Annotated in this window: 22 protein-coding genes; 8 read left to right on the top strand and 14 right to left on the bottom strand. The window is 59.4% G+C overall.

The window, feature by feature from the left end; translation table 11 throughout:
- Positions 1-54 precede the first annotated feature (54 nt).
- The 3 genes from JUI81_RS16790 to JUI81_RS16780 all read left to right on the top strand — a co-directional run bounded on the left by JUI81_RS16790 (position 55) and on the right by JUI81_RS16780 (position 2,914).
- Positions 55-1,089 (top strand): alpha/beta fold hydrolase, encoded by a 1,035-nt coding sequence (locus JUI81_RS16790; protein ID WP_204124685.1) that lies wholly within the window; start codon positions 55-57, stop codon positions 1,087-1,089.
- 224 nt (positions 1,090-1,313) lie between these two features.
- Complete coding sequence (locus tag JUI81_RS16785; protein WP_105345038.1) at positions 1,314-2,009, top strand: hypothetical protein; 696 nt, start codon at positions 1,314-1,316, stop codon at positions 2,007-2,009.
- Positions 2,006-2,914 carry a hypothetical protein gene (locus tag JUI81_RS16780; RefSeq protein WP_019581566.1) on the top strand — a complete coding sequence of 303 codons (909 nt, stop codon included), beginning with the start codon at positions 2,006-2,008 and terminating at the stop codon, positions 2,912-2,914. The genes JUI81_RS16785 and JUI81_RS16780 overlap by 4 nt, the downstream gene beginning before the upstream one ends.
- A gap of 77 nt (positions 2,915-2,991) precedes the next feature.
- Here JUI81_RS16780 and JUI81_RS16775 read toward each other — a convergent pair whose 3' ends face one another.
- The 11 genes from JUI81_RS16775 to JUI81_RS16725 all read right to left on the bottom strand — a co-directional run bounded on the left by JUI81_RS16775 (position 2,992) and on the right by JUI81_RS16725 (position 15,492).
- A complete protein-coding gene (locus tag JUI81_RS16775) occupies positions 2,992-3,321 on the bottom strand; it encodes a GlpM family protein (RefSeq protein WP_172901245.1) in 330 nt (109 codons plus the stop codon).
- A gap of 8 nt (positions 3,322-3,329) precedes the next feature.
- Entirely contained in the window at positions 3,330-4,658 is a 1,329-nt protein-coding gene (locus JUI81_RS16770; RefSeq protein WP_204124684.1) for a sigma-54 dependent transcriptional regulator, read from the bottom strand.
- Positions 4,655-6,556: a sensor histidine kinase gene (locus JUI81_RS16765; RefSeq protein ID WP_204124683.1), complete on the bottom strand. Its 1,902-nt coding sequence runs from the start codon at positions 6,554-6,556 to the stop codon at positions 4,655-4,657. Before JUI81_RS16765 ends, JUI81_RS16770 begins: the two co-directional genes overlap by 4 nt.
- A 135-nt stretch (positions 6,557-6,691) precedes the next feature.
- The gene (locus tag JUI81_RS16760; protein WP_019581562.1) at positions 6,692-7,426 is read right to left on the bottom strand and encodes an amino acid ABC transporter ATP-binding protein; all 735 of its coding nucleotides are present in this window, start codon (positions 7,424-7,426) and stop codon (positions 6,692-6,694) included.
- Positions 7,423-8,094, bottom strand: coding sequence for an amino acid ABC transporter permease (locus JUI81_RS16755; RefSeq protein ID WP_018926620.1), 672 nt, complete (start codon positions 8,092-8,094; stop codon positions 7,423-7,425). Before JUI81_RS16755 ends, JUI81_RS16760 begins: the two co-directional genes overlap by 4 nt.
- The gene (locus JUI81_RS16750) at positions 8,094-8,840 is read right to left on the bottom strand and encodes an amino acid ABC transporter permease (protein WP_018926619.1); all 747 of its coding nucleotides are present in this window, start codon (positions 8,838-8,840) and stop codon (positions 8,094-8,096) included. The genes JUI81_RS16755 and JUI81_RS16750 overlap by 1 nt, the downstream gene beginning before the upstream one ends.
- A gap of 164 nt (positions 8,841-9,004) precedes the next feature.
- Positions 9,005-9,919: a glutamate/aspartate ABC transporter substrate-binding protein gene (locus tag JUI81_RS16745; protein ID WP_204124682.1), complete on the bottom strand. Its 915-nt coding sequence runs from the start codon at positions 9,917-9,919 to the stop codon at positions 9,005-9,007.
- Between the two features lie 429 nt (positions 9,920-10,348).
- Complete coding sequence (gene glpD, locus JUI81_RS16740) at positions 10,349-11,887, bottom strand: glycerol-3-phosphate dehydrogenase (RefSeq protein WP_204124681.1); 1,539 nt, start codon at positions 11,885-11,887, stop codon at positions 10,349-10,351.
- 320 nt (positions 11,888-12,207) lie between these two features.
- Positions 12,208-12,963: a DeoR/GlpR family transcriptional regulator gene (locus tag JUI81_RS16735; RefSeq protein ID WP_007938932.1), complete on the bottom strand. Its 756-nt coding sequence runs from the start codon at positions 12,961-12,963 to the stop codon at positions 12,208-12,210.
- Between the two features lie 95 nt (positions 12,964-13,058).
- Positions 13,059-14,564 carry a glycerol kinase GlpK gene (gene glpK, locus JUI81_RS16730; RefSeq protein WP_018926616.1) on the bottom strand — a complete coding sequence of 502 codons (1,506 nt, stop codon included), beginning with the start codon at positions 14,562-14,564 and terminating at the stop codon, positions 13,059-13,061.
- Positions 14,565-14,640: 76 nt separating this feature from the next.
- A complete protein-coding gene (locus JUI81_RS16725; protein WP_019581559.1) occupies positions 14,641-15,492 on the bottom strand; it encodes an MIP/aquaporin family protein in 852 nt (283 codons plus the stop codon).
- Positions 15,493-15,861: 369 nt separating this feature from the next.
- On the opposite strand from JUI81_RS16725, the gene ybaK reads away from it, so the two are divergent.
- Together ybaK and JUI81_RS16715 are read left to right on the top strand one after the other, a co-directional pair.
- Entirely contained in the window at positions 15,862-16,332 is a 471-nt protein-coding gene (gene ybaK, locus JUI81_RS16720; protein ID WP_007938929.1) for a Cys-tRNA(Pro) deacylase, read from the top strand.
- Between the two features lie 116 nt (positions 16,333-16,448).
- Entirely contained in the window at positions 16,449-17,231 is a 783-nt protein-coding gene (locus JUI81_RS16715) for a PhzF family phenazine biosynthesis protein (protein WP_019581558.1), read from the top strand.
- A 120-nt stretch (positions 17,232-17,351) separates the two neighbouring features.
- On the opposite strand, the gene JUI81_RS16710 is transcribed toward JUI81_RS16715, so the two are convergent.
- Entirely contained in the window at positions 17,352-18,461 is a 1,110-nt protein-coding gene (locus JUI81_RS16710) for an ABC transporter ATP-binding protein (protein WP_019581557.1), read from the bottom strand.
- The gene (gene argF, locus JUI81_RS16705; protein WP_019581556.1) at positions 18,458-19,378 is read right to left on the bottom strand and encodes an ornithine carbamoyltransferase; all 921 of its coding nucleotides are present in this window, start codon (positions 19,376-19,378) and stop codon (positions 18,458-18,460) included. Before argF ends, JUI81_RS16710 begins: the two co-directional genes overlap by 4 nt.
- A gap of 406 nt (positions 19,379-19,784) precedes the next feature.
- Between argF and JUI81_RS16700 the strand changes: the two genes are divergently transcribed.
- The 3 genes from JUI81_RS16700 (at position 19,785) to grxD (ending at position 22,746) form a co-directional block, all read left to right on the top strand.
- Positions 19,785-20,063 carry a hypothetical protein gene (locus JUI81_RS16700; RefSeq protein WP_007938924.1) on the top strand — a complete coding sequence of 93 codons (279 nt, stop codon included), beginning with the start codon at positions 19,785-19,787 and terminating at the stop codon, positions 20,061-20,063.
- Between the two features lie 135 nt (positions 20,064-20,198).
- The gene (locus JUI81_RS16695) at positions 20,199-22,307 is read left to right on the top strand and encodes a molybdopterin oxidoreductase family protein (RefSeq protein ID WP_204124680.1); all 2,109 of its coding nucleotides are present in this window, start codon (positions 20,199-20,201) and stop codon (positions 22,305-22,307) included.
- 97 nt (positions 22,308-22,404) lie between these two features.
- Positions 22,405-22,746, top strand: coding sequence for a Grx4 family monothiol glutaredoxin (gene grxD / locus JUI81_RS16690; protein WP_007938922.1), 342 nt, complete (start codon positions 22,405-22,407; stop codon positions 22,744-22,746).
- Between the two features lie 174 nt (positions 22,747-22,920).
- On the opposite strand, the gene bfr is transcribed toward grxD, so the two are convergent.
- Positions 22,921-23,394, bottom strand: coding sequence for a bacterioferritin (bfr, locus tag JUI81_RS16685; RefSeq protein WP_019581554.1), 474 nt, complete (start codon positions 23,392-23,394; stop codon positions 22,921-22,923).
- Positions 23,395-23,451 lie beyond the last annotated feature (57 nt).

Genomic DNA, 23,451 nt, shown 5'->3' with positions numbered 1-23,451 from the left:
TACAAACTTCATCAGACTCGCGCTCTACTGGAGTTCTGCGTTTCGGTGTTTTTCATGCGTGCACGATTTTTATCCACAGCGGTCTTTCTGATCGCTGTGTTGTTCAATTTTCCGTCTCTTGCGGCGTCTCGTTGCGACGTTAACGTTCCAACCGAACATGTCGATCTGGATCAGGTGAGTCTGGCTTACCAGAGCATCGGCCGTGCGTCCGACCCTGCGTTGTTGCTGGTGATGGGCCTGGGTGGGCAGTTGATTCACTGGCCGGACGAGGTGGTGGTCGCGCTGTGTCAGCAGGGTTTTCGGGTGATTCGCTATGACAATCGCGATGTCGGCCTGTCGACCTGGCGGCAGGCACCCGCTGAGGCCAATCTGACGTTCGAAGTGCTGCGCTACAAACTCGGGTTGCCAGTGTCGGCGCCTTACACCCTGACCGACATGGCGGACGATGCCTTTGGCCTGATGGACGCGTTGCACGTCGATCAATTCCACGTGTTGGGCGCGAGCATGGGCGGGATGATTGCCCAGCACATGGCGGCGATGGCACCGCAACGGGTCGAGAGCCTGACCCTGATCATGACCAGTTCCGGAGCCGAAGGCTTGCCGGCGCCGAGTGCGGCGCTGTTGCAGTTGCTCGCCCGTCGTAGCGCGCCAAGTCGCGAAGTGGCGCTGGAGCAGCAGGCCGATTTGCTGGCGGCGCTGGGCAGCCCGTCAGTGAGTGATGATCGTCAGGTGTTGCTGCATCAAGCTGCGCTGTCTTATGACCGGGCGTTTAACCCGGAAGGCGTTAAGCGCCAGATCATGGCGATCCTTGCCGAGCGCAGTCGTGTGGATCTGCTCAACCAACTGCGGGTGCCGACGCTGGTGGTTCACGGCACCGCTGATCCGTTGTTGCCGGTGATGCATGGTGTGCATCTGGCGGCACACATTCGTGGCAGTCAGTTGAAGTTGATTCCGGGGCTGGCCCATCGTTTTCAGGAAGCGTTCAAGGCACCGTTGCTGGCGGCGGTGTTGCCGTATTTGCAGGCCCATCGCGAAGATACTTCGCACTGGGCGCAGATTGATCCCGTGGCCGAACGCAATCTTCTGTAACACCCAAATCCAATTGTGGGAGCGGGTTTGCTCGCGAAGGCGGTGTATCAGTCAAAGCAGATGTCGACTGACACACTGCCTTCGCGAGCAAGCCCGCTCCCACAAGGGATCTGCTGCGTGCAGCGGCCCCTCGGGTGGTTGAAAAATATATCAATGTGCCACTACGGTTTTTGCCGATGCTGCCGACATAGGCAACATCACTAATAATCATAGGGACTTGATCCATGAATCTTCACGCTCTACGCACTTGGGCAGCACTGACGTTGCTCGCCTGCCTGACCCTCACTGGCTGTGCCCACGTGCAACCTCCAGTACCGCTGGATCATCAATTCTGGGATGCCAAAGAGCCGACTATCGGCGTGGCGATCACTGTGGTGCCGGAGCCGGTGCTGGCGTTGACCGGCAATCAGGGGATTCTCGATTACGCCATCAACAAGGGCGTTAACAGCAAGCTCAGTGACAACGTCGCAAAATGGCAAGTGGGCGACCTTCACACCTTGCCGGATGTCCTTGTCGCCAAGCTGCAGGCCAAGGGTTACAAAGCCAAGCGGATCAACGAGCCGGTCGACCTGAATGCGTATAAGGAAACCAGTTTCCGCGAAGGCTACATGACCCGTGACATGACGCCGGTCAAGGCCGCCTACGGCGTCGATCGTCTGCTGCTGGTGAATGTCTACGCCACCGGTGCCACCCGCAGCTACTACAGCGTTGTGCCGACCAGCGTACCGATGGCGCAGGTGGGCGGACAGGGCATGGTGATCGATCTGGCAGACAACAAACTGCTGTGGTTCAAACCCTTTGTCGCTACGCAAGCCGCCCAGGGCGAATGGGACGAGCCGACCTATACCAACTTGTCCAACGCGTTCTATCAGGCTATGGACAATAGCCGTCAGCAAATGATCACCCCGTTCGCGCAATGACGCGCCTGCCCATAGTGGCGGGTGCGCTGGCCCTGCTGATGCTGACGGGGTGTGCGCAAAAACCGGCTCCTGAGGCCGGTTTCAAGGACCAGAGTGCCTTGCCTTACGTCCAGGCCCACGGGCTTAAGGTCGACGTGCAGTTGCCGCCATCCTTTGTGGGGGCCAGCACCGTGATTGACTCGCAGGCGGCTTTGAAGGCTGCGTCGTCGAGTCATAATCTGGTGGCCAGTTCAGGCAACGGTGCCGGGCTTGCCGGTTTGCTGGTGGCCAGCCTGATCAACACCCAGATGGGCAGCGGCAGCTTGCAGCGCGATGCGGAAAAAACCGCGCTCAACGAGGCGCGACCGATGGCCGACTTGCTTGCAGGCGTTCCATTGCAGGAGCGCCTGCAACAGCGCTATCAACAGGCTTCGCAAGCGGCCGGGTTCAAGCAAGGAGAAGGGCAGGTCACCGCACACCTGGTGATTGAGCCCAAACTGATGCTTACCCCCGATCGCGGCAGTTTCGTGCTGATCAATCAGGTGCAGGTCCAGGATATTGCCGGTTCGGCGCTGTATCGCATGCGGATCGAAGTGGTCAGCCAGCCGATTCGGCGCTGCGGCAAGCAGTGCATTGACGATGGCGGATTCGATTTGGCGAAGGTCACGGCGGTGCTCGACGAGTGTATCGATGAATCGATGCGGGTTCTGGCCACTGACCTGATGCAGCCGACACCGCCAGCGACCGCCCAGGAAACCTTGCGTTATAACCTTGATGGCCAGCGAGTGGTCGAGCGTGGCTATCAACTGGCCAACAACGGAAACTATTGGCGTTATCGCAACCTCTATGGGGCGGTAAAATCGGTGCCGGTGCCGTTTGAGGATGCGTTGACACCAACGCAGTTGCAGAAGGTTTACGGGCAGTAACCACTTACCCCTGCAGGAGCCGCCTTCGCAGCTCCTGCAGGTGTATGCAAATGCAGCAGGCCGCGATTTTTTTGAATTTAGCCGTGCAGGCGAACCCACACGCTGACCAGCACCGTCGCCGCCATCAACCACGCCACCGCTGCCACCGCCAATGAAGCCTCCAGCCGCATCCGGTCGACCATCACATACAAGGTCGCCAGATAGACGAAGTACGGAATGATCGACCACATGCCAAACACGATGGTGGTCTTCAGGTCATCCAGCGAACGCCCTTTGCCGACAATGTAATGAGCGATCAGCGCAAAGGTCGGAAACAGCGGCACCAGGCCTGCGATGTAATAGTTTCTGGTCTTGGCCAGCATGGCGAGGATTACCACCACTGCCGCGCCCAGGGTTGCTTTGAAAATCAGGTCCATCAGTGGCTCAGCCCGTATTTTTTCACTTTGTCGAACAGCGTGGTCTTGGCCATCCCCAGTTCCTGGCTGGCTTGGGTCAGGTTGCCGCCGCTGCGCTGCAAGGCGTCACTGAGCAGGTTGCGTTCGAAGGCTTCCACCGCTTCGGCGAAAGCCAGGCCCTGATTGCCGCCGCTGGCGCCGGTTTTCTTGAAGGCCGGCAGGCCGAGGGCGAAGCGTTCGGCGACGTTGCGCAGTTCGCGCACGTTGCCCGGCCAGTCGTGGCTCATCAGAATCGACACGGTCTGGTTGTCCAGTTCCGGCAGCGAGCGGTCGAAGCGCAGGGATGACTGCTGCAAAAAGTGCTCGAACAATTGCAGGATGTCTTCGCGGCGTTCGCGCAGCGGCGGCAGTTCCAGGGTGACCACGTTCAGGCGGTAATACAGGTCGCTGCGAAACTCGCCGGCCTTGCTCGACTCATCCAGATCGGACTTGGTCGCGGCGATCACCCGGCAATCCACCGCCACGCTCTGGTTCGAACCGAGGCGTTCGAGGGTGCGTTCCTGCAGCACCCGCAGCAGTTTGATCTGCAACGGCAGCGGCATGCTTTCCACTTCGTCGAGGAACAGCGTGCCGCCATCGGCGTGTTCGATCTTGCCGATCCGCCGTTTGCCGGCACCAGTGAAAGCGTTGGCCTCGTGGCCGAAGATTTCGCTTTCGAACAGGTTCTCCGGCAGGCCACCGCAGTTCAGCGCGACGAACTGTTTGCTGTGCCGGCGGCTGAAGTCGTGCAGGCAACGTGCAACCAGTTCCTTGCCGGTGCCGGTCTCGCCTTCGATCAGCACGTTGGCCGAGGTGTCGGCGACGTTGGCGATCAGTTCCCGCAGGTTCTGCATGGCCGGCGAGCGACCGATGATCCGGCCTTCGAGGGAATCACGCTCGAACAGTTGTCGACGTAACGAGGTGACTTCCCGCGCCAGGCTGCGTTGCTCCAGCGCGCGGCGGGCGACGTCCACCAGGCGTTCGGGAGAGAAAGGTTTCTCCATGAAGTCGTAGGCGCCTTTCTGCATCGCGCCGACGGCCATCGAGATGTCGCCGTGGCCGGTAATCAGCACCACCGGCAGGCTGCGATCGCGGGCCTTGAGAAGGGTCAGCAGTTCCAGGCCATCGATGCCCGGCAGGCGGATGTCGCTGATGACGATGCCAGCGAAGTTATCGCCCACCCGCTCCAGCGCTTCTTCGGCGCTGCCGACGCCGATGCAGGGAATGTCTTCAAGCGTCAGCGCCTGTTGGCAACCGAGCAGCACATGGGGGTCGTCTTCGACGATCAGCACACTAAGGTCGTTGTTCATATTGGCTCGGCGGGAGTAGGGCTTACCAACGGTAAACTGAGGACGAAGGTGGTACCACCGCTGGCCGGGTGTTCGACACCCAGATGCCCGCCCGTGGCGGCAGCCAGGCTCGCCGACAGGGTCAGGCCGAGGCCCAGGCCCTGTTCGCCGGGCTTGGTGGTGAAGAACGGTTCGAACAGATGCTTGCGCGCTTCGGCATCGATGCCGTGGCCGTTGTCGCGCACCCGCAGGCGATACTTGCCGTCGAATTCCTCGCCTTCGAGCCACAACGCCGGTTGGGGCTGCGACTGCATGGCATCGAGCGCATTGCCGATCAGGTTGACGAGGATCTGCTCCAGACGGGTCTGGTCGATCTGCACCTGCACGTCGGTGAAATCGCGGTGCAGTTGCAGCGGTACGCTTTCCATCCGGCTGCCCAGCAATTGCAGGGCGGCGTCCACGCCTTTGCCGAGGCTGGCCTGGCCTTGGTCATCGCCACGCCGGGCGAAAGAACGCAGGCTGGCGGTAATCCGGCCCATGCGGTCGATCAGTTCATTGATGGTCTTGAGATTGGTGCTGGCCACATCCAGCTGACCGCGCTCCAGAAAGCGCACGGTATTGCCGGACAAGGTCCGCAAGGCTGCCAGCGGTTGGTTCAATTCGTGGGCGATGCTGGTGGACATCTGGCCGATGGCCGCCAGTTTGCCGGCCTGGACCAGTTCATCCTGAGCGCGGCGCAAGGTTTCTTCAGCCTGTCGACGCTCACGAATCTGCCCCTTGAGCCGTTCGTTACTGGCGCGCAGGTCGGTGGTGCGTTCGGTAATCCGACGCTCCAGTTGATTGTTGGCTTCCTGCAAGGCTTCCCGCGCCGCGAGGCGGGTGGCGATCACTTTGCGGCGCTCGTTCCAGGCGATCAGCAGGAAGGCCACCAGGGCAAACGCCACCGCCACCAGAATCCCCTGATTGATCGCTTCACGCCGCAGGTCTTGCAGGGGCGTGAGCAGGGTGAAATTCCACGGGGTATCGCTCAGCGGCCGGGTTTGCGACAGGTAGCTGATGTTCTCTTCATCGGACATCAGTTCGCTGTTGGCGGGGAAGGTCAGTTTCTCCTCGCCTTCAGCCAGTTTCTCTCGGGCCAGCGGTTGCAGTTCATTCAGCGGATACCAGTAGTACTGAAGGCTGCGGGCCAGGCGTTCCTTGGTGTCGTCGCTCAACGGCAGCACCGACTTGAGCCGCCGCGCCGGATCGCTGGAGAGAATGATGATGCCGTTCTCGTCGCTGACGAACGCTTCAAGGCGCGCGCGCTGCCAGCGTTCTTCCATGGCTTCGAGGCGCACCTTGACCACCGCGACGCCGGTGATCTTGCCATGTTCCTCCAGGCCATGAGCCAGGTAATAGCCGGGTTCGCCGCTGGTGCTGCCGATGCCGTAGAAACGTCCCGGCTGGCCACGCACGGCGCTCTGGAAGTAGGCGCGGAAGGACAGGTCTTCGCCCAGATAACTGTCGACATCGCGCCAGTTGCTGGTGGCCAGTACGCGGCCGGTGGTGTCCATCACATAAATGGCCCGACTGCGGCTGCGCCGGTTCAGGCCTTCGAGGTATTCGTTGACCGTCTGCCGAAGTTCCGGCGACGGGTCGGCCAGCAGCTTGGAAACACTCGATTCGAGTTCCAGCAGGCTGGGCAGGTAGGTGTATTTGCTGATCTCGCTTTCGACGGCGCGCGCGTGCAGTTCCAGCTGACGCTGGCCGTTCTCGCTGAGGCTGCGAATGCCGTAGTGTTCACTGACCCAGAAGCCGATGTAACCCAATCCAATCATCAGGGCGATGATCAGCGGCGGCAGGAACAGATGGCGAATCAAACGGGGTTTCACGGCGAGTGATGGCGGCGCTGCGCGATAGAAGGTGGAGTCGCATTTCATCACAGAAGCCTTGGGTCAACCACAACACAATATCCATATCCCCACGGGGCCTGTGGGAGTTGCTGTGTGGTGAGGGGGCAAGCCCCCTCGCCACAAAAGCCCGCTCCCACAATTGGGGGAGCGGTGTCTTCCTTCTCAGTGCTGCAGAATTTTCTCGAGGAAATGCTGCGCACGCTCGGAACGGGCGTTGATGTCGCCGAAGAACTCTTCTTTCTTGCAGTCTTCGATAATCTTGCCGGCGTCCATGAAGATCACCCGGTCCGCGACCTTGCGGGCGAAGCCCATTTCGTGGGTCACGCACATCATGGTCATGCCTTCGTGGGCCAGTTGCACCATCACGTCCAGCACTTCGTTGACCATTTCCGGGTCCAGTGCGGAGGTCGGTTCGTCGAACAGCATGACGATCGGGTCCATCGCCAGCGCACGGGCAATCGCCACACGCTGTTGCTGGCCACCGGAAAGCTGGCCCGGGTGCTTATGCGCATGGGCAGACAGCCCGACGCGCTCAAGCAGTTGCAGGCCTTTCTTGGTGGCTTCTTCCTTGCTGCGGCCCAACACCTTGATCTGCGCGATGGTCAGGTTTTCGGTGATGGTCAGGTGCGGGAACAGTTCGAAATGCTGGAACACCATGCCCACCCGCGAGCGCAGTTTCGGCAGGTTGGTCTTCGGATCGGCGATGGACGTGCCATCGACGATCAGGTCGCCTTTCTGGAACGGTTCCAGTGCATTGACGCACTTGATCAGGGTGGATTTGCCGGAACCGGACGGCCCGCACACCACGATCACCTCGCCTTTTTTGACCTCGGTGCTGCAATCAGTCAGTACCTGGAAGTCCCCATACCACTTGTTGACGTTCTTGATAGAGATCATACGGCGAACCTTTTTTGCAGACGCTTGACCAGCTGCGAGGCGGCAAAGCTGATGATGAAGTACGTGAGACCTGCGAAAATCAGGAACTCATTGGAGCGGCCGATGATGTCGCCACTGGCACGCGAGGCATTGAGGAAGTCCACCAGGCCGACCGCGTAGACCAGCGAGGTGTCCTGAAACAGGATGATGCTCTGTTGCAACAGCAGCGGGGTCATCTTGCGGAACGCTTGCGGCAGGATGATCAACCGCATCATCTGGCCATACGTCATGCCCATGGCCTGGGCGGCACTCATCTGGCCCTTGGGAATCGACTGCACCCCGGCCCGGACGATTTCGCAGAAGTACGCTGCTTCGAACATCATGAACGCGACGATGCACGAGGCGAACGCGCCGATCGGGGTGTCTTCGCCGGTGATCCAGCGCAATACAAACGGCACCGCCAGGTAGAACCAGGTGATGACCAGCAGCAGCGGGATCGAGCGGAAGTAGTTGACGTAGGCGCCGGCAATGTTCGACAGCAGTTTGTTGTGGGACAGGCGCATCAACGCCAGGACCGTGCCGAGGATGATCCCGCCGCTCACGCCCAGGGCCATCAGTTGGAGGGTCATGACCATGCCGTTCCACATACCCGGCAGGGACGGAATGATGCCCGAGAAGTCGAATTCCATCATTTACCCCCTACGGAAATCAGGCCCGGCACGGCGACTTTCTTCTCGACCGCGCGCATCAGCAGCATCAGGCTCATGTTCAGGGTGAAGTAGATCAGCGTTGCCAGGGTGAAGGCTTCGAACAGGTTGGCGGAGAACTCGGCGGTCTGTTTGGTCTGCGCCAGCAGCTCCATCAGGCCGATCAGCGACGCGACGGAGGAGTTCTTGAACACGTTCAGGAATTCCGAGGTAAGCGGCGGAATGATGATCCGGTAAGCCTGGGGCAGCAGCACGTTCCAGTAGATCTGCGGCAGCTTGAAACCCATGGCGCGGGCAGCGGATTCCTGGCCGCGGGGCAGCGCCTGGATACCGGTGCGCACTTGTTCGCAAACCCGGGCCGTGGTGAACAGGCCCAGGCACACGACGACACTGAGGAAAGCCGAGGTGGTCGGGTTCAGGTCCTGCTTGTACCAGTCCTGCAGGTTTTGCGGCAGCAGGTCGGGCACCAGGAAGTACCAGATGAACAGCTGCACCAGCAGTGGCACGTTACGGAAGAGTTCGACGTAGCAGGTTGCGATGCCCGATACGATGCGATTCGGCACCGTGCGCATGACGCCCAGGATCGAGCCCAGCAGCAGCGCGATGATCCAGGCGGCGACGGCGATGGCGATGGTCCAGCCCAAACCGGAGAGGTACCAGTCGAAATAAATTTCGCTGCCCACGCCGGTGGACTTGAAGAACACGCCCCAGTCCCAGTTGTAATTCATTAGGGTCTCCCCTCGGATTCGATCGATGTACAAGTGCCCGATGACGGTCAGGCACACGCGAACGGCTCGACAACCACCGGTTCGAGTGTTTCCAGAAATGCCAGCAGGGAGTGACAACCCCTGAAAGGGCAGAGGCCTTCTCAGGGGGTAACGTTAGTCAGAACTCAGGATTTCTTTTCGTCAGCCGCTTTGTCGGTCGGATTGGCGATCAGGGTCTTGAGCTCGTCGCTCATCGGGAAGTTCAGGTTCAGGCCTTTTGGCGGGATTGGCTGCATGAACCATTTTTCGTAGATCTTGTTGATCTCGCCCGACTTGTAGGTCGCGATGATTGCGTCGTCGACGGCTTTCTTGAATGGTGCGTCGCCCTTGCGGACCATGCAGCCGTAGATTTCGAAGGACTGCGGTGTACCGGTTACGGCCCAGTCATCCGGCTTCTTGGCCTTGGCCATTTCACCGGCCAGCAAGGCGTCGTCCATCATGAAGGCCACGGCACGGCCGGTTTCCAGCATCTGGAAGGATTCGCCGTGGTCTTTGGCGGAGATCACGTTCATGCCCATCTGCTTGTCGGCATTCATCGACTTGAGGATGCGCTCGGACGTGGTGCCGGCGGTGGTCACGACGTTCTTGCCTTTGAGGTCGGCGAAGTCTTTGTAGGGCGAGTCTTTCTTGGCCAGCAGCTTGGTGCCGATTTCGAAGATGCCGACGGAGAAGTCAACTTGTTGCTGACGTTCGACGTTGTTGGTGGTGGAGCCGCACTCGACGTCCACGGTGCCGTTCTGCACCAGCGGGATACGGGTTTGCGAGGTCACCAGGTTGTATTTGACCTGGAGGTTGGGCATGTCCAGGTCTTTCTTGATGGCTTCGACGATTTTCAGCTGGACATCGTGGGAGTAGCCAACCGGTTTGCCGGAAGCGTCCGCGATGTAGGAAAACGGAATGGACGCGTCACGATGCCCGAGGGTGATGGTGCCGGACTCTTTGATCTTCTTCAGTGTGCCGGTGAGTTCGGCGGCGAAAACTGGAGTGCTAATCAGAGCGGCAGCAATGGCTGCGCCCAGGAGATGGGGAACGATGCGCATCAAATTTTCCTCGACATTGTTTTTTTTATGGAGCCAGTTCATCGGCCTTTTTTGGTGCTTCGAATGCCTGGCGGCTCCTGAAGGAGTAGCGCAATAAACATTCGTCCGGGAGAGTAGAGCATGACTCGTGCCAGACCATGCATCATCTAGCAAGCTATTGATTTTTAAGAGTGTTTTAATTTTTGTGACGTTGAGTTTGTTGTCGGATGATCCGGTTTTCCGAATCGACCGAGGAGTCGCGTTCGGAAAACCGAATGGATTAACCCGCACAACTGTAGGAGCGTGGCTTGCCCGCGAGGGGGCACTGCGGTCTGTCTGTTGAACCGCTTTATCGTTCTTCGCGGGCAAGCCTCGCTCCTACAATAATGCGGGTATGAAAAAGCCCCTGAATCGTGAGATTCAGGGGCTTTGGTTTAACCGGATATTCGATCAGGCCGCTTCGATTTTGCTGCGGTTCTGTTCGAGCTTGTTCAGATAATCCTTGAGCCTTTGCTGTTCCGCCGCAGTGGTGAACAGCCCAAGCTTGCTGCGGCGCCACAGGATGTCATCGGCGGTGGTCGCCCATTCTTCGCTGCACAGGTAGTCGACTTCGCGGGTGTAGAGGCCGCCGCCGATGTGTTCACCCAGGTCACCGAGGTTTTCCACGCCTTCGAGCATGCGCCAGGTGCGGTTGCCATAAGTGGTGGACCAGCGACGGGCGATCTCGGTGGGGATCCAGTCGAACTTGTCGCGGATCCGCGAACTCAATGCCTGCGGAGTCGTCATGTCTTCGCCACCGGGCAGAGGAGCGTTGGCGGTCCAGCTTGGCTTGATGTGCGTGAAGTACGGGGCCAGTTGCGCCAGCGCCGACTCGGCCAGTTTGCGGTAGGTCGTCAGCTTGCCGCCGAACACCGACAGCAACGGCGCTTCTTCGCCAGAACCCGACAACGCCAGGGTGTAGTCGCGGGTGACGGCCGACGGGTTGTCGGATTCGTCGTTGCACAGCGGACGAACGCCGGAGTAGCTGTGCAGGATGTCCGCGCGGCTGAGTTGTTTCTTGAAGTGGGCATTGACCACTTTCAGCAGGTAATCGGTTTCGCCTTCAGTGATTGCCACTTTTGCCGGGTCGCCGGTGTACTCGCGGTCGGTGGTGCCGATCAGGGTGAAGTGGTTCAGGTACGGAATGGTGAAGACGATGCGCTGATCTTCGTTTTGCAGAATGTGCGCGTGTTCGCCTTCGTACAGTTTTGGCACGATCAGGTGGCTGCCCTGGATCAGACGGATGCCGTACGGCGATTCCATCTTCAGGTCATCACGAATGAACTGGGCGACCCATGGGCCAGCAGCATTCACCAGTGCCTTGGCGCGGATCGAAAACAGGCTGCCATCGGCGCGTTCCAGGTTCATGTGCCACAGGCCCTTGGTGCGACGAGCGCTGACGCAGCGGGTTTGCGTATGAACGTGGGCACCTTTCTCGCGGGCAGCCATGGCGTTCAGTACGACGAGGCGTGCGTCATCGACCCAGCAATCGGAATATTCGAAGCCTTTGGTGATTTCGCTTTTCAGCGGGCTGTCCGGGCCGAACTTCAGGCTTTTCGAGCCTTCGAGTTTTTCCCGTTTGCCGAGGTGGTCATAAAGGAACAGGCCGGCGCGGATCATCCAGGCCGGACGCAGGTGCGGGCGGTGGGGCAGCACGAAGCGCATCTGTTTGACGATGTGTGGCGCCTTGGCCAGCAGCACTTCTCGCTCGGCCAGGGCTTCGCGCACCAGGCGGAATTCATAGTGCTCCAGGTAGCGCAGGCCACCGTGGATCAGCTTGCTGCTGGCCGATGAGGTGTGGCTGGCCAGATCATCCTTTTCGCAAAGGAACACCGAAAGGCCGCGACCGGCGGCATCCGCTGCGATCCCCACGCCATTGATCCCACCACCAATGACGGCGATATCGTAGACCTCGGCGAGAGGGGGCGTAGGCAAGGTAGAAGTGGGCATCGGCTGGCCTCGGGCTTTTTGGATTTCTATATTTGAATTCGAACATTAATGTTCATTTGCGAAAATACTAGCCCATAAAGACGCCCACAGCCAGCGTGCTTCGATTGAAAATACTGATCGAAGGGCCGTTAAAGGAAAATTTTCGAACATTGAATGATGGTTGGGAGTGCTTTTGTGGCGAGGGAGCTTGCTCCCGCTGGGCTGCGAAGCGGCCCTAAAACCGGCTACCGCGGTATCTCAGGAAGAACATGTTGTCTGATTGGCGTCTGCTGTGCAGCCGAACGGGGGGGGCAAGCCCCCTCGCCACAGGGGGGATGTGCTTACACGACCTCCAGCCGAATCTTGTGCTGGCTCAACAACTGCGCCAGGGCCGGCGAAGGCGGCTGGTCGGTGACCAGGCAATCGATCAGGCTGATCGGACCCAGGCGAATCATGGCGTTGCGCCCGAATTTGCTGGAGTCCGCCGCGAGAATCACCTGTCGGGCGTTGGCGATGATCGCCTGGGACACCCGCACTTCCTGATAGTCGAAATCCAGCAAGCTGCCGTCTTCATCAATACCACTGATGCCGACCAGGGCGAAGTCGACCTTGAACTGGTTAATGAAGTCGACGCTGGCCTGACCGACCACGCCACCGTCACGCCGTACGTTGCCACCGGTCAGCAGGACGTCGAAGTCGTCCTTGGCGCTGAGCATCGAGGCCACATGCAGGTTATTGGTGATGATTTTCAGGTGGCTGTGGTTGAGCAGCGCCCGAGCAATGGATTCGGTGGTGGTGCCGATATTGATGAACAGCGAGGCGTGATCGGGAATCTGCGCCGCAATGGCTTCGCCGATACGCTGCTTTTCATCGCGCATCTGATCGGCGCGCATGGCGTAGGCGGTGTTTTCGACGCTGGAGTCGTAGGCTGCGCCACCGTGATAGCGACGCAACAGATTCACTTCCGCCAGTTGATTGATATCACGGCGGATGGTTTGCGGTGTAACGACGAACAGCTGGGCCATTTCCTCGATGCTGACATAGCCGCGTTCGCGGACCAGTTCGAGGATTTGCTGCTGACGGGGAGGCAGATTCATGGGGCTTCCTTTGGGCTGCCGTGCAAAATTTGCCCATGATGCCGCAGGAATCCGCTCCCTACCAGTTACAACCGGATACGAGTCCGGTCGGTGGCTTATTCAGCGCCTTCGTGCGGTTCCCAATCGCGAGTGCGGCTGACGGCTTTTTTCCAGCCGGCGTAGAGTTTTTCCTTCGCGGTTTCGTCCAGCGCTGGTTCGAACTCGCGCTCGATCACCGCCTTGCCGCGCAACTCGTCCAGGCTGCCCCAGAAACCGCAGGCCAGACCCGCCAGGTAAGCGGCGCCCAACGCGGTGGTTTCGCGCATTTTCGGGCGCTCGACTTGAGTGCCGAGGATGTCGGCCTGGAATTGCATCAGGAAATTGTTCGCCACTGCACCGCCGTCCACGCGCAGGGCTTTCAGGCGTTCGCCGGAATCCTGCTGCATGGCGTCCAGAACGTCGCGGGTTTGGTAGGCAATCGACTCAAGCGCGGCACGAATGATGTGATCCACGCGTACGCCACGGGTCAGGCCGAACAACGCGCCACGGGCATACGGGTCCCAATACGGAGCACCCAGGCCGGTGAAGGCTGGCACCAGGTACACGCCGTTGCTGTCCTTGACCTTGTTGGCGAAGTATTCGGTGTCGTGGGCGTCGTTGATGATTTTCAACTCGTCACGCAGCCACTGCACGGTGGAGCCACCGTTGAACACCGCGCCTTCCAGCGCATAGGCCACTTCGCCACGCGGGCCGCAAGCGATGGTGGTCAGCATGCCGTGTTTGGACTTCACTGCTTTGTCGCCGGTGTTCATCAGCAGGAAGCAGCCGGTGCCGTAGGTGTTTTTCGCCTGGCCTGGCTCGACGCACATTTGGCCGAACAGGGCGGCCTGTTGGTCGCCGGCGATACCGCCAATGGCGATGCCGCTTTTGGTGTGGCCGTAGATTTCGGACGAGGACTTAACTTCCGGCAGCATCTCGCGCGGGATGTCGAGGACGTCCAGCATCTTCGCGTCCCACTCCAGCGTGTGGATGTTGAAGAGCATGGTGCGCGAGGCGTTGGTGTAGTCGGTGACGTGCACCTTGCCACCGGTAAATTTCCAGATCAGCCAGCTGTCGACGGTGCCGAACAGCAGTTCACCCTTGCGCGCCCGCTCACGGCTGCCTTCGACATTGTCGAGGATCCACTTGAGCTTGGTGCCGGAGAAGTACGGGTCGGTGACCAGGCCCGTGGTGTCGCTGATGTATTGCTCGTGGCCGTCGCGCTTGAGCTGTTGGCAGATTTCGGTGCTGCGGCGGCACTGCCAGACGATCGCGTTGTAGATTGGGCGGCCAGTGGTCTTGTCCCAGACCACGGTGGTTTCGCGCTGGTTGGTGATGCCGATGGCCGCGACCTGGTCGTGATGCAGGCCGGCTTGAGCCAGGGCCTCGACCATCACGGCGCTTTGGGTGGCGAAGATTTCCATCGGGTCGTGTTCGACCCAACCGGCTTGCGGGTAATGCTGTGCGAATTCACGCTGGGCGGTGCAAACCACGTTCGCGTCGCGATCGAAAATGATCGCGCGGGAGCTGGTCGTACCCTGATCGAGGGCAATGATGTAGTTCTTATTCTGAATGTCGGTCATGTCGATTGCCTTGGACGAAATAAGGAAGTGAAGTCAGGCGCGGGATCAAAATGGGCAGGATCACGCGCCAACGGTTTCAAGACGTTCTTGGTTTGCCGTCAATGGCCAGTGCTGCGTCCTTTGTAGCAGGTATGGCGCTGGGCAGATGACGGGCAATCAGCCCCCGATAAGCTGCAGCACCGAGACAGGCACCGACAATCGGTGCAAAAACCGGAATCAGGAAGTACGGGATATCGCGTCCGCCAGTGAAGGAAATTTCACCCCAGCCTGCGAAGAAAGTCATCAGTTTAGGACCGAAGTCGCGGGCCGGGTTCATCGCGAAACCGGTCAGCGGGCCCATCGAGCTGCCGATCACGGCAATCAGCAGACCGATCAGCAACGGCGCCAATGGCCCTTTGGGCAGGCCATTGTTGTCGTCGGTAAGCGACATGATCACGCCCATCAGAATGGCGGTGATGATCACTTCAACCAGAAAGGCCTGGCCCGTGGACAGGGCAGGGTTCGGGAAGGTGGAGAACACCGAGGCCAATTCAAGGCTGGCTTCGGTGCCACGAACCATTTGGTGAGTTTGTTCGAAATCGAAGAACAGGTTGCTGTACAGCGTGTAAACCAACAATGCCCCGCAGAAGGCACCGGCGACCTGGGAGAAGATATAGAAAGGCAGTTTGCGCTTTTCGAAGTCAGCGAAAATGCTCAGCGCGATACTCACGGCAGGGTTGAGGTGAGCGCCGGAAACGCCGGCGGTGAGGTAAATCGCCATGCTGACGCCAACCCCCCAGATGATGCTGATTTCCCACAGCCCGAAGCTGGCACCCGCCACCTTGAGCGCGGCAACGCAGCCGGTACCGAAAAAGATCAGCAGTGCAGTACCCAGAAACTCGGCCATGCATTGGCTCGAGAGCGACGGTTGTTGTAACGCAGTTGTCATTGAAAACCTCGTTTTTGTTGTTGTCTGGCGCTTTTCCATCGAGGTCAAAGCGCGATTTTCACCGAGGCAGGATCCCCATCCTGTGCTCGGCTTACTGCCGGGTGCTGCGGTGAGACATTCGTACAGTGTTCACATTCGAAAAAATATAGACAAGAAGCACTGCTGTCAAAGGTCGAAAGTGAACCATCAGTCATATTTAAACTATTAGTCCTGTGAATGATCGCATCGTTCATCTGGCGAGAAGCGTGTGGACGACCGGCCGAAAGCCCGGCCAGGCCTTGGAAATAGCAGCGCAATAGAGCCTTTTATCGATCAATGACCTAGAATCCTGCGCAGTATTTTTCTTCTGCCGCCAAGTCTGGAGCTGTCATGACCCCCGCATTGGATTTGTTGAAAAAAGTTCGTGCCGAACATCGCGTGCACAGTTACGAACATGATCCGAAGGCAGCGTCCTATGGTCTGGAGGCCGCGGAAAAACTGGGCCTGGACCCCGCGCAGGTGTTTAAGACATTGCTGGCGGCGAGTGAGAAGGGTGAGTTATTGGTGGCGGTGGTGCCGGTCGTCGGAAGTCTGGACTTGAAGGCGCTGGCACAGGCCGCAGGCGTGAAAAAAGTCGAAATGGCCGATCCAGCCGCTGCGCAGCGTTCGACGGGGTATCTGTTGGGCGGTATCAGCCCGCTCGGGCAGAAGAAGCGCCTGCGCACTTTTATCGATCATTCGGCCCAGCCGTTTTCCAGCATCTTCGTCAGCGCCGGGCGGCGCGGTCTGGAAGTCGAGCTGGCGCCTGCCGTGTTGGCCGAACACACCCAGGCGAAGTTCGCCGATATCGGTCGTGCCTGAATAGAGGGGCTTGGGTTTTCATCCTGGCGCTGTATGGTGAAAATTGATTCGTTCTGTCACTGGTGAAGCGTTGTCCATGGTTTCATGCTCGGCGACCTGGAAAAAGGAGCAGTGTCATGGAGCTTGAGTTTCATCAGATCGATGCGTTCAGTGATAGGCCGTTCAGTGGCAATCCGGCGATGGTGTACCGGCTCGATGCCTGGCTTGACGATGAGTTGATGCAAAAAATCGCCGCCGAACATAACCTCGCCGAAACCGCGTTCCTGGTGCGTGAGGGTTCTGTCTGGCGCATCCGCTGGTTTACCCCGATCACTGAAGTCCCATTGTGCGGCCATGCGACCCTGGCCAGCGCCTACGTGCTCTTTGAACTCTATAAAGAACCGGTCGAGCGACTGGACTTCATCTGTAAGTCCGGCCCGTTGAGTGTCACCCGAGAGGGTGGGCGCTTGTGGCTGGATTTCCCGGCAGTCGTGCCGTCGGAAGTGGGGATGACCCGGGATGTCGAGCGCGCCTTGGGCGTTGAGGCAGTCGATGTGCTGGGCTCGAAAGAATTGTTCGTGGTGCTGGAGTCCGAGCAGGCGGTGCTCGATTGTCAGCCGGACATGATTGCCCTGGCGAAACTGCCGTGGCCGGGCGCCATCGTCACAGCCAAAGGCAACAAACATGACTTTGTGTCGCGCTACTTTGCTCCGGCGATCGGCATCAACGAAGATCCGGTGACCGGTTCAACCCACTGCAGCCTGATTCCGTACTGGTCGAAACGCTTGAGCAAGTCGAATCTGACGGCTTATCAGTGCTCGGCGCGGGGCGGGGAGTTGTTTTGTCAGCTGGAAGGGGATCGGGTGAGTATTGGCGGGAATGCGACGCTGGTCGCGAGCGGAAAATTATTGCTCGGATAATTTTTTGGTAGGGGCGAGGCTTGCCCGCGAAGGCGTCATCCCGGTCGACATCATCATTGACTGGGATGACGCCTTCGTGGGCAAGGGCTAGGCGCCCCCCTGCTCCTACGGATTCAGGTGTCAGCTGGCGGCGCCGTAGCGCCGAACCCCGGACTCGATCGTCGGAATCTGCGCCGCTGTACTGCCGGAGGCCTGGAACAGTACCAGGTGTTCCGCCGCTACCCGAATACCGACTTCAGCACCGACCAGATGATCGGCATGACTCGGAAAAATCGACTCCAGCTGTGCGCCCGTAGGCAACTGCAAGCGGTACAGCGTTGATGCACCCTGGAAGCTCTTGCCGACAATCTGCGCCCTCAGTGGGCTGGACGGTGCATAGACGATGTCGTCCGGACGCAGCAATACGTCCACGGCGCCACCGATCGGCCAGGTGTAGGCACGGTTGCCGCGCAATTCACCCAACTCGGTCTGCACCGACTCCGGGCTGCTCAACTGACCGCGAATGAAGTAACCCTGGCCAATGAAACTGGCCACATACGGTGTCAGCGGTTCGTGATAGAGGTTGTAGGGTGTATCCCACTGCTCCAGGCGACCTTCCTTGAAAACGCCGACATGGTCGCTGACCGCGAAGGCTTCTTCCTGATCGTGGGTCACCAGAATCGCACTGGTGCCGCGAGCCTTGAGAATGTCGCGCACTTCATGGCTGAGTTTGCGTCGCAGTTCACCGTCGAGGTTGGAGAACGGTTCGTCGAGCAACAACAGTTGCGGTTCCGGCGCCAGGGCGCGGGCCAGTGCAACCCGCTGCTGCTGGCCACCGGACAGTTCATGGGGAAAGCGCTTGCCGAGGTTTTTCAGGTTGACCAATTCGAGCAATTCTTCGGTGACACGATCCTTTTGCGGGTGCTTGCGGATCCCGAAGGCGATGTTCTCGGCCACGCTCAAATGCGGAAACAGCGCGTAATCCTGGAACACCATGCCGATCCGGCGTTTCTCCGGGGCGAGGGTGAAACCGGCGCTGGAGATGGTCTCGCCCGCCAACTGGATCTCACCCTCGTGCACCGGTTCGAAACCGGCAATGGCCCGCAGAGTGGTGGTTTTGCCGCAACCCGAAGAGCCCAGCAGGCAACCAATATCGCCGGCATTCAAATGCAGGTTGAGGTTCTGCACAACCCGCTGGTTTTGATAACCACAGGCCAGATTGCGCAGGTTCAGCAGTAATGGCTGGCTCATGCGTGATGGTACGAAGGTGGGACGAGAAACTCGAGCAGGGCCTTTTGTGCATGCAGACGGTTTTCGGCTTGATCCCAAGCCACCGAACGCGGGTCGTCGAGCAGGTCGAGGCTGATTTCCTCGCCACGGTGGGCCGGCAGGCAATGCATGAACAGCACGTCCGGCGCGGCCAGGTCGAGCAGGGCACGGTTGACCTGGAACGGTGCGAACAGCTTCAGGCGCTTGGCGGTTTCCTCTTCCTGGCCCATGGAGGTCCAGACGTCGGTGCTCACCAGGTGCGCGCCGCGCACGGCTTCCTGCGGATCGCGGACGATGCTTACCCGATCGCCGGCCTTGGCCACGAACTCAGGGTTGGGTTCGTAACCTTCCGGGCAGGCGATGCGCAACTGGAAGTCGAACTGGATCGCCGCTTCTATATAGCTGTTGCACATGTTGTTGCCGTCGCCGATCCAGGCCACGGTCTTGCCTTGGATCGAACCGCGATGTTCGAGGAAGGTTTGCATGTCGGCCAGCAACTGGCACGGGTGCAGGTCATCGGACAGGCCGTTGATCAGCGGGACTCGCGAATTGGCGGCGAATTCGGTCAGGGTGCTGTGCGAAAACGTACGGATCATCACTGCATCGAGCATGCTCGACATGACAATGGCGGCGTCGCCGATCGGTTCGCCACGGCCCAGCTGAGTGTCGCGCGGCGACAGGAAGATCGCCTGGCCACCGAGCTGGATCATGCCGGCTTCGAACGAAATACGGGTACGGGTCGAGGACTTCTCGAAAATCATCCCCAGGACGCGGTTTTTCAAAGGCTCGAACAGTACGCCGCGGTTACGCAGGTCTTTGAGCTCAACGCCTCGACGGATCACGCTGACCAGCTCTTCGGGCGTGCAATCCATCAGGGAGAGAAAGTGCCTTGCGCTCATCATTGACTACCTTTTTGCAACAGACCGCAGATACTCAAAGCCTTGTTTAACTGAAAAACGGGCGAGACCTGCGGCGTAAGCCGCACGGGGCGACGAAATAGGGGGAGGCGCGATATTGACATTAAATGTCGCGTTTTTCCAATAGGCTACGGTGTTTAGAGGATTTCAGAGAGGCTACGGGGTGACCGCGGTAGCGCTTTTGAAGCCTGTGTCCTGACAGCAGCTCACCATTTGTACACTGGGCTCGCCGGGCTTGGCAATCAGACAGGGCGTGGGCGACATATTGGCAGTCGGTTTTTGACCTGTCATTCGAGCTTTTGGCGGGCAATGTGTCTGGTCTGAAACATTTGCTAATGCAAAGTGCTGGGTTATAACTAAAGCACGAGCGACGCAGGAAGCCTCAGGAATGGAATCGAAAGAACAGCTATTGATGGAGCTACTTGGCCTTACGGCACGCTCTCTGACCCACCTCACGGCTTCCATGACCTCGATGTCTTTCGAGTTGATGCGCAGTGAGGACGAAGTCACGAAGGCGGCTGGCCGGCGCATGATCGACCGCATGGCCACCATCAGCGCCGGGCTCGACGAGCATTGGCGGCTGATCGGCGAACTCACCGGCGTGCATGTCGCCCACGAGCAGATAGAAACCATTGAGGAAATCCAGTTGCAGGCGCCGCCGAACTGATCCCCTTGCTGCCATCGGCCTGCCTGATGGTCGTCGATTCACAAGACGAACGTCGCTGGCGCGGTGGCAAGTCACGCGCCATAGTTTTGTTCCCGCGGCCGACATTGCCCGCCCAGAACAAAACAGAGACTGGCCATGACCAAGACTCTCCATCACCGTGCGTGCCACCTGTGTGAAGCTATCTGCGGCCTGACCATCGAAACCACCGAAGTCGAAGGCAGCGGCGTGCAGATCACCTCGATCAAGGGCGACCCTCAGGACAGCTTCAGCCGTGGGCATATCTGCCCCAAGGCGGTGGCCCTGCAAGACATTCAGAACGACCCGGATCGCCTGCGTCAGCCGATGCAGCGAGTGGGTAGCGAGTGGCAGCCTATCGAGTGGGAAGATGCGTTCAGCCTTGTAGCCGAACGCCTGGCGGCGATTCAGGAGCGTCACGGGCAGAACGCGGTGGCGGTCTATCAGGGCAACCCCAGCGTGCACAACTACGGGTTGATGACCCACAGCAATTACTTCCTCGGCCTGTTGAAAACCCGTAACCGGTTTTCCGCGACGTCGGTCGATCAGTTGCCCCATCACCTGACCAGTCATTTGATGTACGGCCACGGCTTGCTATTGCCGATCCCGGACATCGATCACACCGATTTCATGTTGATCCTGGGCGGCAATCCGCTGGCCTCCAACGGCAGCATCATGACCGTGCCGGATGTGGAGAAGCGCCTCAAGGCGATTCAGGCCCGGGGTGGCAAAGTGGTGGTGGTCGATCCGCGTCGCAGCGAAACGGCGGCGATTGCCGATCAGCATCTGTTCGTGCGCCCCGGCGGCGATGCGGCGCTGTTGTTCGGGCTGCTCAATACGTTATTCGCTGAAGGCCTGACCCGCGACAGTCATTTGCCGGTCGATGGTCTGGATGAAGTGCGTAAGGCGATCGCAGGTTTCACTGCCGAGGCCATGAGCCCGCTGTGCGCAGTACCCGCCGAACAGATCCGTCAACTGGCGCGGGACTTCGCGGCAGCCCCGACGGCGGTCTGCTATGGCCGCATGGGCGTCTCGACCCAGGCCTTCGGCACCTTGTGCCATTGGCTGGTGCAATTGATCAATCTGGTGACCGGCAACCTTGATCGTGTCGGCGGTGCGTTGTGCACCGAGCCGGCGGTGGACCTGGTGGCGTCCACGTCGGGCGGCCATTTCAATCTGTGGCAAAGCCGCGTGTCCGGGCGTCCTGAATACGGTGGCGAGTTGCCGGTGTCGGCGCTGGCCGAAGAGATGCTCACCGAAGGGGAAGGGCAGGTCCGTGCGCTGATCACCGTGGCGGGTAATCCGGTGTTGTCCACGCCCAATGGCCGACAGCTGGAGCAGGCGCTGGACGGGCTGGAGTTCATGGTCAGCGTCGACCTGTACATCAATGAAACCACGCGTTATGCCGACCTGATCCTGCCGTCGACTTCGGCGCTGGAAAACGATCATTACGACACCACGTTCAATATGTTCGCGGTGCGCAACGTCACCCGTTTCAACCGGGCGATTCTCGCCAAGCCGCAAGGCGCGCTGCATGACTGGGAGATCTTCGTGGGGCTGGCCAAGGCCTTTGCGGCGAAGACCGGCAAGGAGCTGAAACCGACCATTGCGCCGGCGCAGATGATCGACCGGGGGCTGCGGATGGGCCTGTATGGCGATGCTTCAGAGCACAAACTGTCGCTGGCGACCTTGTTCGATCACCCTCACGGTGTCGATCTCGGCGCGCTCAAGCCCAATTTGACGCCTCGTCTGAAGACGGCCAATCAGCGCGTCCAGGCGGCGCCTGTGGAGATCCTCGCCGATCTGGCGCGCTTTGCGGCGTTGCAAGCACCAGCCGCCGATCAGTTGCTGATGATCGGTCGCCGCCATGTGCGCAGCAACAACTCATGGATGCACAACTATCACCGCCTGGTGAAGGGCAAGCCGCGCCATCAACTGTTGATGCACCCGGACGACCTGGCCAGCCGCGGGCTCAGCGATGGGCAGCGGGTGCGCGTCAGTTCACGGGTCGGCGTGATCGAGGTTGAAGTGGTCGCCAGCCTCGATATGATGAAAGGAGTGGTCAGCCTGCCCCACGGTTGGGGCCATGCGCGACCGGGCGTGCAGATGACGATTGCCAGTGGCCAGCCAGGTTCCAGCGCCAATGACCTGACTGACGAATGTCAACTCGATGAGTTGTCGGGCAATGCGGCATTGAACGGCGTGCCGGTGACCGTGGCGGCGGCGTGAACATGTCTGTCGGGGAGGCCGAGCATGGCGCTCGGGTTTCCGTTACAATGCGCCACCGTGCCGACCACTGAGTCGGAAAGTTCAGCCGAGGTGCTCCATGGATATCATCGAAACGATTAAAGAGCAGATTGCCAACAACACCATTCTGCTTTACATGAAAGGCTCGCCGAATGCCCCGCAGTGTGGGTTTTCCGCGAAAGCCGCCCAGGCTGTGATGGCCTGTGGTGAAAAGTTTGCCTATGTGGATATCCTGCAGAACCCGGAAATCCGCGCCAACCTGCCAAAGTACGCCAACTGGCCAACCTTCCCACAACTGTGGGTTGCCGGTGAGCTGGTTGGTGGTAGCGACATCATGACTGAAATGTCTGCCGACGGTTCGTTGCAGGCACTGATCAAAGACGCCGCCGCCAAAGCCGCCGCTGCCAAGACCGAAGCCTGATTCGGTACCTGTAGGAGCGAGGCTTGCCCGCGAAGCAGGCGCCGCGCTTCTGCAGATACACCGCGTCATCGTTCTTCGCGGGCGAGCCTCGCTCCTACAAGAGCGCACGTAAAAAGCCCCGCCTCTGTAAAGAGAGCGGGGCTTTTTATTGCGTCGGGGTTAGCGGCGTAGAACTTACTCTTCGCCCATCTGCGATTGCAGATAGTTCTCGAGGCCGACTTTATCGATCAGGCCCAGCTGGGTTTCCAGCCAGTCGATATGTTCTTCTTCGGATTCAAGAATGTCTTCGAGCAGTTCACGGCTACCGAAGTCGCCGACGGTTTCGCAATGAGCGATAGCGACTTTCAGGTCGGCATGGCCGTCGCGTTCGATCTTCAAGTCGCACTCAAGCATTTCCTTGGTGTGTTCGCCGATGTGCAGCTTGCCCAGGTCCTGGACGTTCGGCAGGCCTTCAAGGAACAGGATGCGCTTGATCAGCTTGTCAGCGTGCTTCATCTCGTCGATGGATTCGTGGTACTCGTGCTTGCCGAGCTTGTTCAGGCCCCAATCTTCATACATGCGCGCATGCAGGAAATACTGATTGATCGCGACCAGTTCATTGCCAAGGATTTTGTTGAGATGCTGGATGACTGTAACGTCGCCTTTCATGGTGGGAGTCCTGCCCTGTATTAGCTGTATATAAGGCGGAGTTTGAGCCGCGTAATT

The organism is Pseudomonas sp. 008, assembly GCF_016861935.1.
GTDB lineage: Bacteria > Pseudomonadota > Gammaproteobacteria > Pseudomonadales > Pseudomonadaceae > Aquipseudomonas.
This window is presented reverse-complemented; position numbering and strand designations above follow the sequence as displayed.

Coding starts and splice junctions, on each gene's coding strand:
- JUI81_RS16790 (WP_204124685.1), top strand. CDS start 55: ATGCGTGCACGATTTTTATCCACAGCGGTCTTTCTGATCGCTGTGTTG.
- JUI81_RS16785 (WP_105345038.1), top strand. CDS start 1,314: ATGAATCTTCACGCTCTACGCACTTGGGCAGCACTGACGTTGCTCGCC.
- JUI81_RS16780 (WP_019581566.1), top strand. CDS start 2,006: ATGACGCGCCTGCCCATAGTGGCGGGTGCGCTGGCCCTGCTGATGCTG.
- JUI81_RS16770 (WP_204124684.1), bottom strand. CDS start 4,658: ATGAACAACGACCTTAGTGTGCTGATCGTCGAAGACGACCCCCATGTG.
- JUI81_RS16765 (WP_204124683.1), bottom strand. CDS start 6,556: ATGAAATGCGACTCCACCTTCTATCGCGCAGCGCCGCCATCACTCGCC.
- JUI81_RS16760 (WP_019581562.1), bottom strand. CDS start 7,426: ATGATCTCTATCAAGAACGTCAACAAGTGGTATGGGGACTTCCAGGTA.
- JUI81_RS16755 (WP_018926620.1), bottom strand. CDS start 8,094: ATGGAATTCGACTTCTCGGGCATCATTCCGTCCCTGCCGGGTATGTGG.
- JUI81_RS16750 (WP_018926619.1), bottom strand. CDS start 8,840: ATGAATTACAACTGGGACTGGGGCGTGTTCTTCAAGTCCACCGGCGTG.
- JUI81_RS16745 (WP_204124682.1), bottom strand. CDS start 9,919: ATGCGCATCGTTCCCCATCTCCTGGGCGCAGCCATTGCTGCCGCTCTG.
- glpD (WP_204124681.1), bottom strand. CDS start 11,887: ATGCCCACTTCTACCTTGCCTACGCCCCCTCTCGCCGAGGTCTACGAT.
- JUI81_RS16735 (WP_007938932.1), bottom strand. CDS start 12,963: ATGAATCTGCCTCCCCGTCAGCAGCAAATCCTCGAACTGGTCCGCGAA.
- glpK (WP_018926616.1), bottom strand. CDS start 14,564: ATGACCGACATTCAGAATAAGAACTACATCATTGCCCTCGATCAGGGT.
- JUI81_RS16725 (WP_019581559.1), bottom strand. CDS start 15,492: ATGACAACTGCGTTACAACAACCGTCGCTCTCGAGCCAATGCATGGCC.
- ybaK (WP_007938929.1), top strand. CDS start 15,862: ATGACCCCCGCATTGGATTTGTTGAAAAAAGTTCGTGCCGAACATCGC.
- JUI81_RS16715 (WP_019581558.1), top strand. CDS start 16,449: ATGGAGCTTGAGTTTCATCAGATCGATGCGTTCAGTGATAGGCCGTTC.
- JUI81_RS16710 (WP_019581557.1), bottom strand. CDS start 18,461: ATGAGCCAGCCATTACTGCTGAACCTGCGCAATCTGGCCTGTGGTTAT.
- argF (WP_019581556.1), bottom strand. CDS start 19,378: ATGAGCGCAAGGCACTTTCTCTCCCTGATGGATTGCACGCCCGAAGAG.
- JUI81_RS16700 (WP_007938924.1), top strand. CDS start 19,785: ATGGAATCGAAAGAACAGCTATTGATGGAGCTACTTGGCCTTACGGCA.
- JUI81_RS16695 (WP_204124680.1), top strand. CDS start 20,199: ATGACCAAGACTCTCCATCACCGTGCGTGCCACCTGTGTGAAGCTATC.
- grxD (WP_007938922.1), top strand. CDS start 22,405: ATGGATATCATCGAAACGATTAAAGAGCAGATTGCCAACAACACCATT.
- bfr (WP_019581554.1), bottom strand. CDS start 23,394: ATGAAAGGCGACGTTACAGTCATCCAGCATCTCAACAAAATCCTTGGC.